The following is a 15670-nucleotide window of genomic DNA, read 5'->3' on the forward strand; positions in this document are numbered from 1 at the left end:
CTGAAGACATAAAGTCATAAGGGTATTATAACCTAACTAATTTGTTTTAAAACCCTCACCCAATACCTCAGCAGCGTCCATAGCAATGACAAACGCTGATGGATCAATTTGTTTCACTGTTTGTGTCAATTTCGTGAATTCGCTTTGCTCGACGACGCACATGATAATCGGTCTCTCTTCATTCGTATACCCGCCCACTGCACGCAGGACTGTAACACCACGATCAATCTCCTGTAATACAGCTAATCTCACACTTTCCATTTCCTTTGATATAATCATGACATTCTTTGACCGATTAAATCCAACTTGAACAAAGTCAATCGTCCGACTAGTGACAAACAAGGCTACAAGTGCCAACAACCCTTTCTCAAGATCGATCGCAAGGGCAGCTGTCGTCACAATTAATCCATCAATCATTGCGATACATAATCCGAGAGAAAGGTGAGTAGTGCGATGAATAACTTGAGCGGCAACATCAACCCCTCCAGTTGACGCTCGTCCTTTAAAGACAATTCCTAATCCAAGGCCTACCCCCATTCCACCAAAGATAGCTGCCAACAGAGCATTTTCAGTAGCCGGTTCAATGGTTTGTGTTAGGTATACAAACAATGGCAATGCAATCGTACCCACTAAAGACTTTAGCCCAAATGATTTCCCTAAAAAGAATATTCCGATTAAGAACAGGGGAATATTTAAGGCACCTTGGACAAATGCTGGGTTCCAATCAAATAAAGACTTTGTAATCGTGCTAATTCCAGAAACACCGCCAGAAGCAATTTCATTCGGCAGTAAGAAAATATTAAACGCAGTGGCAACAAAGGCTGAACCGATGAGAACAAGCCCATAATCAGCAAGCTCTCTCCCAATCCCTTGTGTCGCATACGCAGATGTTCGTCCCATAATCGATCTCCCTCACTTCATAACACCCTATACCCCATTATTTGATAGGAGCCGAGTTTCTATCCTTATGTAACGTTAGGAGTATAGCACGGGGGCAACACCGTGTAAACGAGACTAAAATAACGTGTTAATGCACTAAAGACTTCTTATGATGATCTATTTAGATCGTAGTTCCCCATAAGGGAGAAGCATTAAAGTTAAGCTCTCATTTGTAACGCACTAAAGCTAAAGGCAGTTTCTAGTAGAAACTGCCTTTAGCTTATCCTATATAGGGTATAGTGAGTGGAATCAACAACGACGCCATCTTCCTATACATAACGTTCCTCTTATGAAAGTTTAGAGCGTAAATACGCATCAATAAACGGATCAAGCTCGCCATCCATGACTGCATTTACGTTCCCAACCTCTTTATTTGTTCGGTGATCTTTAACCATTGAGTATGGGTGGAACACATAAGAACGGATTTGGCTTCCCCAACCAATTTCTTTCTGTTCCCCACGAATCTCATCTAGCTCACGCTGCTGACGCTCAATCTCTTGTTGGTAAAGCTTCGACTTCAGCATCTTCATCGCTTGCTCACGGTTTTTGATCTGTGAGCGCTCAGATTGGCACGTTACAATCGTGTTTGTCGGAACGTGTGTAATTCGAACCGCTGAATCTGTCGTATTGACGTGCTGGCCACCTGCTCCACTTGCACGGTACGTGTCCACTTTCAAGTCTTCACTTCGCACTTCAATCTCTACTTCATCATTGAACTCTGGCATAACTTCACAAGAAGCAAAGGATGTGTGACGACGGCCTGAGGAATCAAACGGAGAAATTCGTACCAAACGGTGGATCCCTTTCTCTGCTTTTAGATAGCCATATGCATTATGCCCTTGGATGTTTAGGGTCACGCTTTTCACTCCAGCTTCATCACCGGGTAAATAATCCATCGTATTGACTTTGAATCCACGTTCCTCTGCCCATCTTGTGTACATACGCAGCAACATGCTTGCCCAGTCCTGAGACTCTGTGCCACCTGCTCCTGGGTGTAGCTCTAGGATGGCGTTATTCTTATCATATGGCTCATCTAGAAGGATGTTGATCTCAAACGTGTTAAGGTGCTCATTTAGTTGACCTACCTCTTCCTCGAGGTCTGCCCGTAGCTCTTTGTCGTCTTCTTCTTTCACAAGTTCCAAAGAAACTTCCAGATTCTCAAGTGTCTCTTCGTGTTTCTCTAATGTATGAACGTACTCTTTCAATCCGTTCACCTCATTAATTACACGTTGCGCAGTAGTCTGGTCATCCCAGAAAGAAGGGTCTGTCATTTGCTCTTCTAATTCTGCAATACGAGCTTTCTTGTTATCGAGGTCAAAGAGACCCCCTGAAGTCCGCTAGACGACTAGCCATTTTATCTAATTCTTGTTTAATCTCGTTAAGTTCCATGTGTCTTCACCTCTACACTAATTTCATATGAGAAAGACACCCTCAAATCAAGAGAATGCCTTTCTACACTTACTGCCCGTGGCAGTGTTTATATTTCTTACCACTTCCACATGGGCAAGGGTCATTTCGTTTTACTGTATTGTTATTTACGACTGGCTTTTTCTTTTTCTCTTTCTGGCTCTGTTCTTCACCGCCAGAAACAGCAGTCGCTCCTTTAGCTACTTCTTGACGTTGAAGGTTCTCACGAATTTGAGCTTTCATTACATACTTCGCAACATCTTCTTCAATGGAGATGACCATTTGTTCAAACATGGAGAACCCTTCCATTTGATATTCGCGAAGCGGGTCATTCTGTCCATAGGCACGAAGGTGAATCCCTTGACGAAGCTGGTCCATACGGTCGATGTGGTCCATCCATTTCGTATCTACAGTACGAAGTAGAATAACCTTCTCGAACTCACGCATTTGCTCATCAGACAGCTCTTCTTCCTTCTCGTCATAACGCGCCTTCACTTTCGTGAAGATAAGCTCTGTCATTTCCTCAGGTTCTTTACCAGCTAGGTCTTCTTTGCCTAAATCGTCTTCTTCAAGAAGATTTGCTTTCAGGTAATCCATTAACCCATCAAGATTCCAGTTCTCATCGAGTTCGTCTGCCGTATACGTAGCTACAGTTCGCTCAATTGTAGCCTTCATCATTGTTTCAATGATTTCTCGCAAATTCTCAGACTGAAGTACATCTTGACGCTGTTTGTAAATGACTTCACGCTGTTGGCGCAACACGTCGTCATAAGAAAGAATAGTCTTACGAGAGTCGAAGTTGTTACCTTCTACTCGCTTCTGTGCGGATTCTACTGCACGAGATACCATTTTACTCTCGATTGGCTGCGTATCGTCCATGCCAAGACGATCCATCATTGTACGCATGTTGTCAGAACCGAAACGTTTCATTAACTCATCTTCCATGGAAAGGTAGAACTGGGACATCCCAGGGTCACCCTGACGACCAGAACGTCCACGTAGCTGATTATCAATACGACGAGACTCATGACGTTCTGTCCCGATTACAGCTAGTCCACCTAAGTCTCTTACTCCGTCTCCTAGCTTGATATCCGTACCTCGTCCAGCCATATTGGTTGCAATGGTAACCGCACCAGGTTGACCAGCATTCTCAATGATTTCAGCCTCACGATAGTGGTTCTTTGCGTTTAACACGTTATGTGGTACTTTCGCTTTCGTCAAATAACGGGAAATTAATTCAGATGTCTCAACAGCTACTGTACCTACTAGGACAGGCTGCCCCTTTTCATGGCGCTCTTTAATTTCCTCCACAACCGCTCTAAACTTCGCATCAACGGATTTGTAAATCATGTCCGATTTGTCATCTCTGACAATCGGTTTATTCGTTGGAATTACAATAACGTTCATATTGTAAATATTACGGAATTCTTCTTCTTCAGTTTTAGCCGTTCCTGTCATACCTGACAATTTCTCGTACATACGGAAGTAGTTTTGGAACGTGATTGTAGCAAGCGTCATGCTTTCGTTCTGAATTTGAAGGCCTTCTTTCGCTTCGATTGCCTGGTGAAGTCCATCACTATAGCGACGTCCCTTCATCAAACGACCCGTAAATTGGTCAACAATCACAACCTCTTCTTCCTGAACGACATAATCTGTATCTTTCATCATAGCTACGTGAGCTTTTAATGCTTGATTGATATGATGGATTAACGAAACATTTGACAAGTCAAACAAGTTCTCAATGTTGAAGAATTTCTCTGCCTTGTTAATGCCCTCTTCCGTTAATTGAACGCCTTTCGTTTTCTCATCGTACGTATAATCCTCTTCAAGTTTCAAGACACGTACGAATTGGTCCGCTTGTTGATACATGTTAGCAGATTTACGAGCTGAACCTGAGATGATCAACGGGGTTCTTGCTTCATCAATTAACGCAGAGTCTACCTCATCAATGATGGCATAATGGAGCGGGCGCTGCACCATTTGCTCTTTATAAAGCACCATATTGTCACGAAGATAGTCAAAGCCGAACTCATTATTCGTTCCATACGTGATATCCGCTAGATAGGCTTCTTTCTTCTCTTCCTTAGATAGACCGTTAGCATTAAGACCAACTGTCAGACCAAGGTAATTGAATAAGACACCCATCTCTCTCGCATCACGTTCAGCCAAGTAATCATTTACTGTGATGACATGAACGCCTTTACCTGTTATTGCATTCAAGTAGGCTGGCATTGTGGAAGCTAGGGTTTTTCCTTCCCCAGTTTTCATCTCTGCAATATCGCCTTCATGAAGAGCTATGGCTCCTTGAATCTGAACGGGGAATGGACGCATACCTAGAGCACGCTTAGCCCCTTCACGAACGACTGCATATGCTTCAGGAAGCATGTCATCAAGGGACTCTCCCTTTTCATATCTTTGTTTGAATTCCATCGTTTTGTTTCGAAGATCTTCTTCAGAGAGCTTTTCAATCTCTGGTTCGAAGGCTTCTACTTGGTCAACGGTTTTCTGCATTCCTTTTAGTTGACGTGAATTTGCATCACCGAAAACTTTCTTTAACAATGCACGCATATATAAACGCTCCCCTATATAGTAAAATCGGTAGCTGATTCTATAATAATCCAAACATTATCATAACACTATTGTCATAGGTATGACAACTTTCCCAGCCATAGGAAAACGAAGCATCTCAAAGAGGGGAGATGCTTCGTTTCGAGGGAAACATGAGGGATGAAGAGGAAGTGTGAAGCGCTATTTCGAGGAGATGGAATAAGGGGTGCTTTGATGCTCTAAAACCGTCTGTCGATGGCGTAAATCGAACAGATGTCGGTTCGTCGATGCTACCATTTGAATGAGCTGACTTAGCGTCTCTTCTTGTTGGCGAACAAGACATTTTAGCTCTTGCAACTCTGAACATAAGTTCGTAGACATAATCCTCCTCCTTCAGTGCTTTAGTTATACCATTTTGGAAACATGTTGAAAAATGTTGATATTTGAAAAATGAGTGCGTAATGACGACGTATATTATAGATTTCCTAACCAAAAGTATAAAAATAGTGAACAATAGACCAATAATCGTACAAATATAAAAAGGGCCTCCATTATTGGAGACCCTTCTAATTTCTACAACCTAATTAATTCGGCTCGATTAGTCCGTATTTACCATCGCGTCTACGATATACGACGCTTGTGCTACCTGTATCAACATTATTGAAGACGAAGAAGCTATGTCCAAGCATGTCCATTTGTAATACAGCCTCTTCGGAATCCATTGGTTTCAAATCAAAGCGCTTATTGCGCACAATTTCAACTGCTTCATCATCGTAAACACCTACAGCGGATTTCTGTGCCTCCTGCTCAAGTTCTGCGAACACATATTTCGGAGACGTACCCTCCTGACGGAACTTACGATTTACTTTGGTTTTGTGTTTTCGGATTTGACGTTCCAGCTTATCTACCACAAGGTCAATAGCCGCATATAGGTCCACATGCTGTTCCTCAGCACGTAATAGTAAGTTAGGCATTGGAATGGTAACCTCAATTTGCTGCTCGTCATTATAGACACTCAAATTAACATGTACATCAGATGCTGGATCTTGATCAAAGTAACGTGTTAGTTTGCCAATCTTCTTCTCCACGTAATCTTTAATAGCTCCAGTCACTTCGATATTTTCGCCTCGAATGTTGTATTTCATATGAAGTGTCCTCCTTTTAATCCTACTGTACCCCTATTCTAACACAGATTTCTGAAAATTGTTTACTTTTCGTTAAATAGTTAAAGATCTCGTTAAAATAGGTAGATAGGATGGTTTGGTAAGATGATTTCCTCTTATAACAGGGATTTAAACCCCTTCTATAACTTTGTAATACTACTGAAATCATCTTGTATTCTTACTATACCCTGAATTCACACCACATTTGGAAGTAATTGTGAAGATTACGTGAATAATTTCACATAAGCACATAAAAAAGAGTGGCGAGTTAAAAGAGCGTACGCCACGTACTTGGACCAACGATTCCATCAGCCGTTAATCCCTTTCGTCTTTGGTAAGCTTTCACAGCTGCAGCTGTTGAAGGTCCATAAATTCCATCAACGGGCTTTGCCCCTACTGCTCTCTGTATCGCTTTTATGCTACTTTGCCCCATTTGATCTCTCATATATGGTGTAGTTACTCTAAATAACTTGTTCGGATACCTAATAATAGACGTTTGATTTTTTCTTTGTGCGATAACTTGATCCAATTTTCTTTCTGTATTTGGGCCATATATCCCGTCTACTTGAAGACCGTGTGTTCGTTGGAAGGATTCTACAACTTGTTCCGTTGACGGCCCAAAGTTTCCATCAACCGTTATGCGATAACCTGCCATCTTGAACTTCTGTTGCATTTCCTTTACATCATCGCCTTTCTCTCCTCTTTCCAGTAACCCATCGCGTTTGCTTTCAAGAGCAAGATTCAGTATCTCCCGAGTATTGGGCCCCACTATACCGTCGACGGTTAATCCTTTGTCTTGTTGAAATTCTTTAACAGCCTCCTCTGTGTTGGGTCCGAAATCACCATCTACCTGCAAGCGATATCCAAGCTCGTTTAAATCTTTTTGGAGAATTTCGACCAACTCGCCTTCTGCTCCTCTTTGCAACAAGTCTGAGTTCATTTCTGACAGCATACTTGTAAGTGCTTCCCGTGTATTTCGACCGACAATTCCATCTACCTTTAATCCTTGACTCTGCTGGAAGTCACGGACGGCACGCTCCGTATCGGGACCAAAATCGCCATCAACAGTTAAGTTATAGCCAAGTTTGTTCAACTGTTGTTGTAACGTTTCCACGAACGTTCCACTATCTCCTCGTTGCAACAAATCAGACCTCCCCACATCTCCCGACATAGGTGGTCGCTTCCCATTCAGAAGATCTCGAATCGATAATCCGAATGTGTATTCAAAGTGTGGGAAATCACGAAAGCTTACCCAATCGCCTCCCCATTTAAACCCTAATTTCTTAGCTTCAATAACCACTTCATCCCAGTCACTTAGCCCATCCCCATCACCGTCTATCCTCGTATCCCAGACGACTTTACGACCATCTTTCGTATAGAGAGCAAAGTCTATGGCTAATCCATAATTATGGTAGCTCTGTCCTGGACGAGCATTGGTCACGATGGAGCCTGGTGTTGTTCGACCTTGATTGTACAGTCTTTGCTGTTCTGCGAAACTACGATATCCATCCGTTATTAAGATTTGGACACCCCGGTTATAGGCATTTTCAATCAACTGGGTGGCCTTTCCCTTTACAACTGGGTGTAACCCATTTAAACCTCGTGAATTCTTAGACAGCACTTCTTCTAACGTAAACATAGAAAGCCCCCTGACTTTTGATATAGATGAAGGTAACTCTATATAGTACGTAGGACATAGATGCTTTGACTGCACGAATAACCAAAAAAAAGAAGTCGATGGTTTCCATCAACTTCTTTTACTCTTCTTCTGTATTTAGGTTAATCGTAACCGTTTGCTGATGAGTCTTTTCAGAAGGTACGACCACATCTGCTTTAATTAAAACAGGTGTTAGCGCTACAAGACTCACAATAATCACAAGAAAAAACCCAACTACAAATCTCGTGAACTGATGTTTCATGCTTAAAGTCTTCCTTTCTATCACATACATTTTACAGAAAATTTCGAGCGATGCAATACTTTTTATCTATATGTAACGGATTTCGTTTATTTATCGGTTTTGAATGATATGGAAACGCCTTTAATTGGAATGTTATAAGGGGGCTAATCAGGAAAGATATAGGATCAGACACAATGCTACACGGGTGAATGGAACTTAATTTATTTCTTCAGCCTTCATGAAAAGAAGTCTAACCAGCTTGGTTAGACTTCTAATGGGACGTCTGTCTGTTGGGGAGTTAGCCAGTAGGAATACCAACCACCCTCTCTCACAATTGGTTGAAACTTTGAAATGGTTAACCCAACTTCATGAGCCATTTCTTGTATCCCTTCTACAGTAGGAAGAGGATGCAAGTTTGAGTGGGCAGTAAAGAACCCATTAAATACTTTCGGGAACGCCATGGATTGGTCTATGTCATTGATTGGAGTAATCACGGATATCTTCCCGTCTTTCGAGATCCATTTAGATATATGACGTAACAATTGTTGCCTGGAAGTTAAGTCTAGATAATGAAAGATGTTATGAATTAAGACTAGGTCCACTTCTCCGGTAGATGGATGCCAAGTGGATGCATCGCCTACTTCAAACTGAATATTCGAGTACTCTTTCGACAATTGTCTAGCATAGGCAACAACATCCTCGTTTAAATCTACCCCTACCATGTCTACAGTTGGGAACGTTTCTGTGAGCTTTCTTAAATATCCTCCATATCCGCATCCTAAATCAACGACAGTCTGCGTGTTCTCTTCTTGAACAATCCGTTTAATTCGCTTGATCGCAAAGTTCTCAAGTAAGGAGGACGTCTCGGCCACAACTGAACCAAACCGGTCATGATTAAACACTGCACGTTCATTTGAGGTCATGTACGTTGGATAGGAGAGCAGCGTCGGAATATGTAATTCCATGACTTCTTTCAATAGCGCGCCAATGCCCGCTCCTTCACTAGATAGGAACTCCCCACAGTTTTTCTTTGAGGTACGGTAGCGGTTGCCTGTTCTCTTCCTTAAGTGATGTACAACAGCTCCAATTTGTACCCAGCAGTCAAGGAGTTCTTCAGACAATCCCGTTTCGTCCACAACTTCTCTTACAGTTTTCGGCTTCTCGAACATCCGAAATAAGTTCAATTCATTCCCGACGTACGCATGCCATGTAGACAGGAAAGATTCGTTCTTCTTCATCCATCCTCTTGCTTTTAAGGCTTTTTGCCACTCTTTCATTCTGTTACTCCTCTCGTTCCCATGGGTAATCTTCTGAACGTTGAAAGAAATACTCCATTTGTTTATCCTTCGCACGACCAGACGAACGTTTCGGCATCAGTCCGATTTGAACGAATCGGTCGATTGCATTCTCATCCCAACGACCAAGCCCAGAAATATTAAGCATTTGCTTCACGTGAAGTTTTGAGTCTTGCTCAATCCGTTCAATGCTTTTCATTCGAATCCTCCGAAAGAAGCGATAAGGAAACGAATAAGCCAACGCCGACAGATGACTAAGGTTTAAGAGAAATTGTGCTCTAGGACGACGAACTTGTTCATACCACTGTAAACAGTCGTTGTCGAACTTATGATTCCGCTTCATCCAACCAAGTAGCTCTCCTAACACATCAGCATCTTGAATCGCCAAATTCATTCCTTCTCCTGCCATAGGATGAACCGCATGCGCGGCGTCTCCAATTAAAGCCATATTGCCTGATACGTATTTGGACACGTGATACATATTCGGAATCATAAGCTGTATTCGCTTCCAATCTTCTAGTTCAAGAACATGATCCTGAAGTTCAGGGCATAGTTCTGCATAAGAGTTGTGAAATAACTCGATTCCTTCTTTTTTCATTTCTTTATAGGCTCCCGCTTTAATTAGGAACACTGTCCGTATTTGGTCATTTGGTAGAGGGAATAATCCAAGAAAACGATGATTCGTCGTAACAATCTTCCCATCTATGAAATCTTCTGGCCTTGAGAAAGTGACCGTTAAGAAATGATGGTTATAGGTTCTGTTTTTAACAGATAACCCCATAGCTTGACGGGTTGGAGATGTTCTTCCTTCTGCCCCAACATAAAAGGAGGCATGGATGTGATAGTCCCTATCTTCTCTTGAGTGTCGGACAATGGCTTTATCACCTTCAAACCCTCTAAAACGAGCAGGCTGGATATATGTAAAGTAGGATTTGTATTCGTTCGCTTTGTGGAGTAGGATGCTTTTCAATTTCTCATGTGGAATCATTAGTGCATAGTTGTATGGGGATTGTAATAAAGAATAGTCCATGTTTGATTGACCGATTGTTTTAGGGGACGTATTAACTTGTCTTTCTAATTCAATGAACTGAAGCTGGTCAAGGGCATGACCAGATGGAAGAACCTCTTGAAGTACTCCTAAATCGTCTAAGATTGCTAATGTCTTAGGCTGAAGTAGTTCGCCTTTATAGGAGGGAGACTCCGCTTTTAATTGCTCCACCACTGTCGTATGTACGCCTTGACTAGCAAGTTTGACAGCAAGTGCCAGACCTCCAACACCTCCGCCATTCACTAATACCTCCGTCTTCATTCACAACACCCCTACCTGCTTCTTCACTGTAAAACTATTCCACCCATCAGGAAAATATAAACATTTCACTAGCCTTCTCTACTAGCATTTGCTAGAATGGTCGATAAACTTAGTTTAGGGGAGGGTCTCCGTGTTTACCTATAAGGTCTCAAATGAAGTATCTCTTCGACTTCTTGAAGAACAAGATGCTGAAGAGTTGTTTCAACTTACCGATCACTCTAGAGCACATTTAATGGAATGGCTTCCATGGCTCGATGCAATTCGCGCACCCAGTGATTCTCTCTCCTTTATTGAACAAGCGCGTAAGAAGTTCGAGAATAATGAGGGGATGGATGTGGGGATCATCTATCATGGACAAATCGTAGGGATTGTTGGATTTCATTACTTTGATTACACCAACCGTAAGACAAGCATCGGTTATTGGCTAGGTGAACCCTTCCAAGGCAAGGGCATTATGACAGACACTTGTCGGGCCATGATAGAATACGCGTTTATAACGCTCGACATGAATCGCATTGAAATCCGATGTGCGACACAGAATGAAAGAAGTAATGCAATTCCTAAGCGTCTAGGTTTCAATTACGAAGGAACTGCGAGACAATCTGAATGGCTCTATGATCACTACGTCGACCACGACTTCTATGGCTTACTAAAAAGCGAGTGGGAAACGATAACGTGAAAGGAGAATGCATATGATTTCGGAGCAATCCACCCCAGCACAAATCGTAGACCGTTATCCTTCAACAAAGTCTATCCTTCTGCATTATGAAGTAGACGATTCAAGTTCCCTCCCCTTGCATGAACTCGTGTCAAACCGAACAGGAAAACTGGAACGACTGTTATCCCAGTTGGAACGAGCAGCAGACCTCGATTCTCCAAGGTGTGTCCCCAAAGGATATGAAACGTAACGAACAACAACCGCTTAGTTATACTAAGCGGTTGTTGTTCTTCTCTTACTGGGATGTAACTCCTTTTTCCTTCTGCCTGAGTTCAATTCGACGAATCTTCCCAGATGTCGTTTTCGGTAGTTCTTCTAGAAACTCAATTTTCCGAGGGTATTTGTAAGGCGCAGTTAGCTCTTTCACATGGTTTTGCAGGTCTTCAATTAACGCATCCGACGGTTGCTCTTCTGGTTGAAGGACGACAAATGCTTTGACAACATTCCCTCTAATTTCATCGGGACTTGCAACAACCGCACATTCTTGCACAGCAGAATGTTTTACGAGCGCATCTTCAACTTCAAATGGACCAATGGTGTAGCCAGAACTAATAATAATGTCATCCCTCCGCCCCTCAAACCAGTAATACCCATCCTCATCTTTTTTGGCTTGGTCTCCGGTAACATAGTAATCACCTCGTCGAGACATTTGGGTGCGTTCAGGATCTTTATAGTATTCTTTAAACAAGGCAGGTGTTTCAAGATGGACAGCAATATCCCCAACTTGTCCAACGCCTAGCGGAACCCCTTCTTCATCAATTAGTTCAACACGGTTTCCAGGCGTCGGCTTGCCCATGGAGCCCGGCTTCACTTCCATCCCTTTTAATACTCCGACGAGAAGGGTATTCTCAGTCTGACCATATCCATCTCGTACGGTAATGTTAAATTGGCGCTTAAATGTGTCAATTACTTCACGATTAAGAGGTTCTCCGGCTGAGACCGCACTGTGCATATGGGATAAATCATACTGATCCAAATTACGTTCTTTCGCCATAAGACGGTATTCGGTTGGCGTACAACACAAGACGTTCATTTCATGACGCTGAAGCAGTTCTAAGTATTTAGAGCTTGAGAATTTCCCCTGATAAATAAATCCAGTAGCACCAGAACCGAGCACTGAAAGAAACGGACTCCAAATCCACTTCTGCCACCCTGGACCAGCCGTTGCCCATACACGGTCTTTCTCTTTAATATCTAACCAGTGAGAGGCTGCTGTTCTTAAGTGAGCGTACCCCCAGCCATGTGTATGAACGACCCCTTTCGGTAATCCAGTCGTACCAGACGTGTACGAGATAAATGCAAGATCGTCAGACGAAGTGTCTGCCATGTCTAATTGTTCCGAGGAAACATTCATTAGATCATCTAACGATTTCCACCCCGAAACGTGATTCCCAATTACAAACGGAAGCACGCCATCCAAATTAACATCTTGAAATTGGTCTACACATGGATACGAACTTACAACTGCTTGCACCTCGCCATGTTGAATGCGGTACTGTAAGTCTTTCGCTTTTAACATCTCGGAACTTGGGATGACGACAAACCCTGCTTTTAATGCACCAAGGTACACTTCGTAAGCTTCAATAGACCTTGGAATCATAACAAGGACTTTATCTCCCTTCTTTAGCCCTTGTGAATAGAAAGCGTTTCCAATTCGGTTCGCAGATCGGATTAACTTATTGTACGTAATCTCCCTTGAATTACCTTGGTCGTCCTCCCATTTCAATGCTACATGTTCAGGATCTTTGGCATACACCTCAACCTCTGATACCACATTGTAACTAGGAGGGGCAATTAGCTCGCTTCGTTCCACGTGAACACCCCTTTACTGTATAAAGTTAGCTTTCGATGCTTATTATAACACAATATTCTGACACCTTAACCCTAAAAAAGAAGAGGCTCTCCCTCTTCTTTATGTTTCATAAGATACTTGTTCTACTGGCTGGACGGGGGCATAACGATGATAGACCGGATATACCCGCGTATACCAAAATTGAATAACTATACCTAGAAACAGTACACCTGCTAATGTCCCAAGTCCCACAGGCCCACCGATAAGAAAACCTGCGCTTGCAGTGACGACAGCGACAAGTGTCTGACCAGCGCGTAAGCTCAAATTGAATCGTTCGCTCACAGCTAAGAACAGCTGATCTACAGGAGCGCGCGGAAACTGTGGTAGTATATAAACGGCTACACCAAGACCTACAATCATGACTCCTGTTGCTAAGATGAGAAGTTGCCACCAGATAGGGGCTCCTGACCAATCCACGTGTGTAAATACAACTTCAAGCCAGAAGTCTAGAATCAGTGATTCGAGCACAAGTGGAATAATTGCTCTTACTTCAGGCAACTGTTTCATTAACCACCCATTCACGAATATGAAGATTAATTGAAACACAGCATACCAAAAGCCAACTGTATATCCGAACATGTCAGACATCCCTACGAAGAAAGCTGTCCAAAAGCCTGCGCCAAGAGCTGCGTTAATAATTAACGCTACACCGAAGAAATTTAATATCATTCCAAGAAGGTAAATCGTAACTCGATAAAGCATTACGACCGCCTCCTTCCGTCGTAGTATAGTCAATCTGAAAAGCTGCCAAAAAAAACGAAATCCTCTACTACTTATCGTCAAATCCAAAAAGATTCTAATACTGATTGAAGGCACCGTCAAGCACATGACTCACATCCCAAAAAGAGGCAAAAAAAAAAGCACCTTCAATTTCGACAGGTACTTCCTTACATGAACTCATCTTCTAATGAATGATAAGTCTGCTTCTCTACGTACATGTTGTTTATACTTATTTCCATATGACGTTCCAACAACTCATAAACTCGGGGCAAATCCTTTTGTTCAAGAGCTTGTACAATGTGTTCATGCTCTTTAAATCGATCACTTTGTTTCATATCCACGTCATAGAAGATATCGTATAACATCAAGTACACATCAATTTGGTTTAATAACCGCTTCATATAATCTTGTAGAAAGCTATTTCCACTCTTTTCAGCGAGATACATATGAAATGCGTTATTTACTTCAATGTAATTCATTAAACTATCTTTCGTATAGCTTTCTTTCTCTTGCTTGATTAAACGTCTCATCTCTTCAAAGTCTGGTTCTTCTAAGGAATGAACGCTTAAACGAGCAGCCATTTGTTCCAATTCTTTGCGTATTTCGAAAGCCTGATGAATTTCCGCTAACGTTGGCTGAACGACGAAGGCACCGCGATTTGGAATAATTGTGACAAGTCCTTCTTGTTCTAGTTGTTTGAGCGCGTGTCGAATCGGAGTACGCGAAACTTCAAGACGCAAAGAAATGACTTGCTCCACCAATTGTGTCCCAGGAGCCAGCCTCCGGAATAAGATGGCTTCCTTTATGGCTTCATAAACTTTGTGAATCATAGACGTTCGTTCACTCATCTGCTAAGGTTCATCCTTTACCTATCTAATTAGGCTAATCGTTTAAAGTTCTGTCCTAAAATCTCGTTCATATTGTGCACAGTAACGAAAGCCGTCTCATCGACTTGTGCAATATACCGTTTTAGTTTGCTCAAGTCTTTTCGTTTCAAGATGGTCGTAATAACCTCTTTCGATTCATAGTTAAATGCACCTTTGGCAGCATGAATCGTAGCGCCTTTCCCTAACTCTTCTACAATAAAGGCACGTACACGATCGCTTTCTGAACTGATAATGACAATTTCCTTATTATCATTTAACTGCTGTAGTGCATAATCGATTACGATTCCATTTAGAATGACACCGAATAATGCATACAATCCAACTTGTGGACCGAAGAGTAAGATTGAGAAGCCTGCAATTGCAAAGTCAGAGAACAGCACGGCTTTCCCCATGTCAATTCCTAGGTACTTGTTAATAATCATCGCAATAATGTCTGTTCCGCCCGTTGAAGCCCCTTGGTGGAAGACAATCGCAATACCGAAGGCCGCAATCGCTTGTCCAATAATAAGTTGAATCAACACGTCATTACTCATTGGTTCTTGGATTGGAATCAACACTTCAAGTGCCCATACCATAATGGAAACGGCGATACTTGTATAAATCGTCTTTGCTCCAAATTTAAACCCAATAAAAATAAAACCGAGTACTAAGCAAGCCAAGTTGGCAATTAACATGAAAACACCAACTGGAATATGTGCGAAAACCTGGTTAAGAATGATTGAAAGGCCACTGACTCCCCCGGTTGCGAGGTTATTCGGTGACAAGAAGAATACGGTGTTAACGGCTACACATAACACGCCGAAATTCATAATAAGAAATGAGAGCACTTTATTTCGCATAGACACCTTCCTTTGCCGATATATTTTGTCGTTCAAAATTGTAGTACAATCACAACTTTGAATTATATAGACCCAGGTAGAAGATGTAAACCAGTT

At 42.2% G+C, this 15670-nt stretch carries 15 protein-coding genes; 2 read left to right on the forward strand and 13 right to left on the reverse strand.

What is annotated here, in order from left to right; all coding sequences use genetic code 11:
* Nucleotides 1–36: 36 nt before the first annotated feature.
* From H513_RS0106465 to H513_RS0106505, 9 genes are all read right to left on the reverse strand, one after another.
* A complete protein-coding gene (locus H513_RS0106465) occupies nt 37–900 on the reverse strand; it encodes a YitT family protein (RefSeq protein WP_051239724.1) in 864 nt (287 codons plus the stop codon).
* Between the two features lie 326 nt (nt 901–1226).
* A protein-coding gene (gene prfB / locus H513_RS0106470; RefSeq protein WP_154655197.1) for a peptide chain release factor 2 occupies nt 1227–2328 on the reverse strand; the annotation gives its coding sequence in 2 pieces (ribosomal slippage) (nt 1227–2255 and nt 2257–2328; 1101 coding nt in all).
* A 69-nt stretch (nt 2329–2397) separates the two neighbouring features.
* Nucleotides 2398–4914 carry a preprotein translocase subunit SecA gene (secA, locus tag H513_RS0106475; RefSeq protein WP_026800018.1) on the reverse strand — a complete coding sequence of 839 codons (2517 nt, stop codon included), beginning with the start codon at nt 4912–4914 and terminating at the stop codon, nt 2398–2400.
* Between the two features lie 180 nt (nt 4915–5094).
* Complete coding sequence (locus H513_RS0106480) at nt 5095–5274, reverse strand: hypothetical protein (RefSeq protein ID WP_026800019.1); 180 nt, start codon at nt 5272–5274, stop codon at nt 5095–5097.
* 203 nt (nt 5275–5477) lie between these two features.
* The gene (gene hpf, locus H513_RS0106485; protein ID WP_026800020.1) at nt 5478–6038 is read right to left on the reverse strand and encodes a ribosome hibernation-promoting factor, HPF/YfiA family; all 561 of its coding nucleotides are present in this window, start codon (nt 6036–6038) and stop codon (nt 5478–5480) included.
* Nucleotides 6039–6324: 286 nt separating this feature from the next.
* Entirely contained in the window at nt 6325–7695 is a 1371-nt protein-coding gene (locus H513_RS22220; RefSeq protein ID WP_081658202.1) for a peptidoglycan-binding protein, read from the reverse strand.
* 118 nt (nt 7696–7813) lie between these two features.
* Nucleotides 7814–7975, reverse strand: coding sequence for a hypothetical protein (locus tag H513_RS21505; protein ID WP_154655198.1), 162 nt, complete (start codon nt 7973–7975; stop codon nt 7814–7816).
* A 242-nt stretch (nt 7976–8217) separates the two neighbouring features.
* Entirely contained in the window at nt 8218–9231 is a 1014-nt protein-coding gene (locus tag H513_RS0106500) for a class I SAM-dependent methyltransferase (RefSeq protein ID WP_026800021.1), read from the reverse strand.
* Between the two features lie 4 nt (nt 9232–9235).
* Entirely contained in the window at nt 9236–10558 is a 1323-nt protein-coding gene (locus H513_RS0106505) for an FAD-dependent oxidoreductase (RefSeq protein ID WP_026800022.1), read from the reverse strand.
* A gap of 130 nt (nt 10559–10688) precedes the next feature.
* Here H513_RS0106505 and H513_RS0106510 point away from each other — a divergent pair, with 130 nt between their 5' ends.
* Both H513_RS0106510 and H513_RS0106515 read left to right on the forward strand, forming a co-directional pair.
* Entirely contained in the window at nt 10689–11237 is a 549-nt protein-coding gene (locus H513_RS0106510; RefSeq protein WP_026800023.1) for a GNAT family N-acetyltransferase, read from the forward strand.
* Between the two features lie 13 nt (nt 11238–11250).
* Complete coding sequence (locus H513_RS0106515; protein ID WP_026800024.1) at nt 11251–11466, forward strand: hypothetical protein; 216 nt, start codon at nt 11251–11253, stop codon at nt 11464–11466.
* A gap of 45 nt (nt 11467–11511) precedes the next feature.
* On the opposite strand, the gene mbcS is transcribed toward H513_RS0106515, so the two are convergent.
* The 4 genes from mbcS to H513_RS0106535 form a co-directional block, all read right to left on the reverse strand.
* Nucleotides 11512–13089 carry an acyl-CoA synthetase MbcS gene (mbcS, locus tag H513_RS0106520; protein WP_026800025.1) on the reverse strand — a complete coding sequence of 526 codons (1578 nt, stop codon included), beginning with the start codon at nt 13087–13089 and terminating at the stop codon, nt 11512–11514.
* A gap of 99 nt (nt 13090–13188) precedes the next feature.
* On the reverse strand, nt 13189–13830 hold the full coding sequence (locus H513_RS0106525; protein WP_026800026.1) for a YczE/YyaS/YitT family protein: 642 nt from the start codon (nt 13828–13830) through the stop codon (nt 13189–13191).
* Nucleotides 13831–14015: 185 nt separating this feature from the next.
* Nucleotides 14016–14696: a GntR family transcriptional regulator gene (locus tag H513_RS0106530; RefSeq protein WP_026800027.1), complete on the reverse strand. Its 681-nt coding sequence runs from the start codon at nt 14694–14696 to the stop codon at nt 14016–14018.
* A gap of 29 nt (nt 14697–14725) precedes the next feature.
* On the reverse strand, nt 14726–15574 hold the full coding sequence (locus H513_RS0106535) for a YitT family protein (protein ID WP_026800028.1): 849 nt from the start codon (nt 15572–15574) through the stop codon (nt 14726–14728).
* Between the last annotated feature and the right edge of the window lie 96 nt (nt 15575–15670).

Origin of the sequence: Pontibacillus halophilus JSM 076056 = DSM 19796 (genome assembly GCF_000425205.1) — a bacterium.
Classification (GTDB): domain Bacteria; phylum Bacillota; class Bacilli; order Bacillales; family BH030062; genus Pontibacillus_A; species Pontibacillus_A halophilus.

Bases quoted from the DNA above. Each gene is read 5' to 3' on its own strand.
- H513_RS0106465 (WP_051239724.1), bottom strand. From the start codon at position 900: ATGGGACGAACATCTGCGTATGCGACACAAGGGATTGGGAGAGAGCTT.
- secA (WP_026800018.1), bottom strand. From the start codon at position 4,914: ATGCGTGCATTGTTAAAGAAAGTTTTCGGTGATGCAAATTCACGTCAA.
- H513_RS0106480 (WP_026800019.1), bottom strand. From the start codon at position 5,274: ATGTCTACGAACTTATGTTCAGAGTTGCAAGAGCTAAAATGTCTTGTT.
- hpf (WP_026800020.1), bottom strand. From the start codon at position 6,038: ATGAAATACAACATTCGAGGCGAAAATATCGAAGTGACTGGAGCTATT.
- H513_RS22220 (WP_081658202.1), bottom strand. From the start codon at position 7,695: ATGTTTACGTTAGAAGAAGTGCTGTCTAAGAATTCACGAGGTTTAAAT.
- H513_RS21505 (WP_154655198.1), bottom strand. From the start codon at position 7,975: ATGAAACATCAGTTCACGAGATTTGTAGTTGGGTTTTTTCTTGTGATT.
- H513_RS0106500 (WP_026800021.1), bottom strand. From the start codon at position 9,231: ATGAAAGAGTGGCAAAAAGCCTTAAAAGCAAGAGGATGGATGAAGAAG.
- H513_RS0106505 (WP_026800022.1), bottom strand. From the start codon at position 10,558: ATGAAGACGGAGGTATTAGTGAATGGCGGAGGTGTTGGAGGTCTGGCA.
- H513_RS0106515 (WP_026800024.1), top strand. From the start codon at position 11,251: ATGATTTCGGAGCAATCCACCCCAGCACAAATCGTAGACCGTTATCCT.
- H513_RS0106525 (WP_026800026.1), bottom strand. From the start codon at position 13,830: ATGCTTTATCGAGTTACGATTTACCTTCTTGGAATGATATTAAATTTC.
- H513_RS0106530 (WP_026800027.1), bottom strand. From the start codon at position 14,696: ATGAGTGAACGAACGTCTATGATTCACAAAGTTTATGAAGCCATAAAG.
- H513_RS0106535 (WP_026800028.1), bottom strand. From the start codon at position 15,574: ATGCGAAATAAAGTGCTCTCATTTCTTATTATGAATTTCGGCGTGTTA.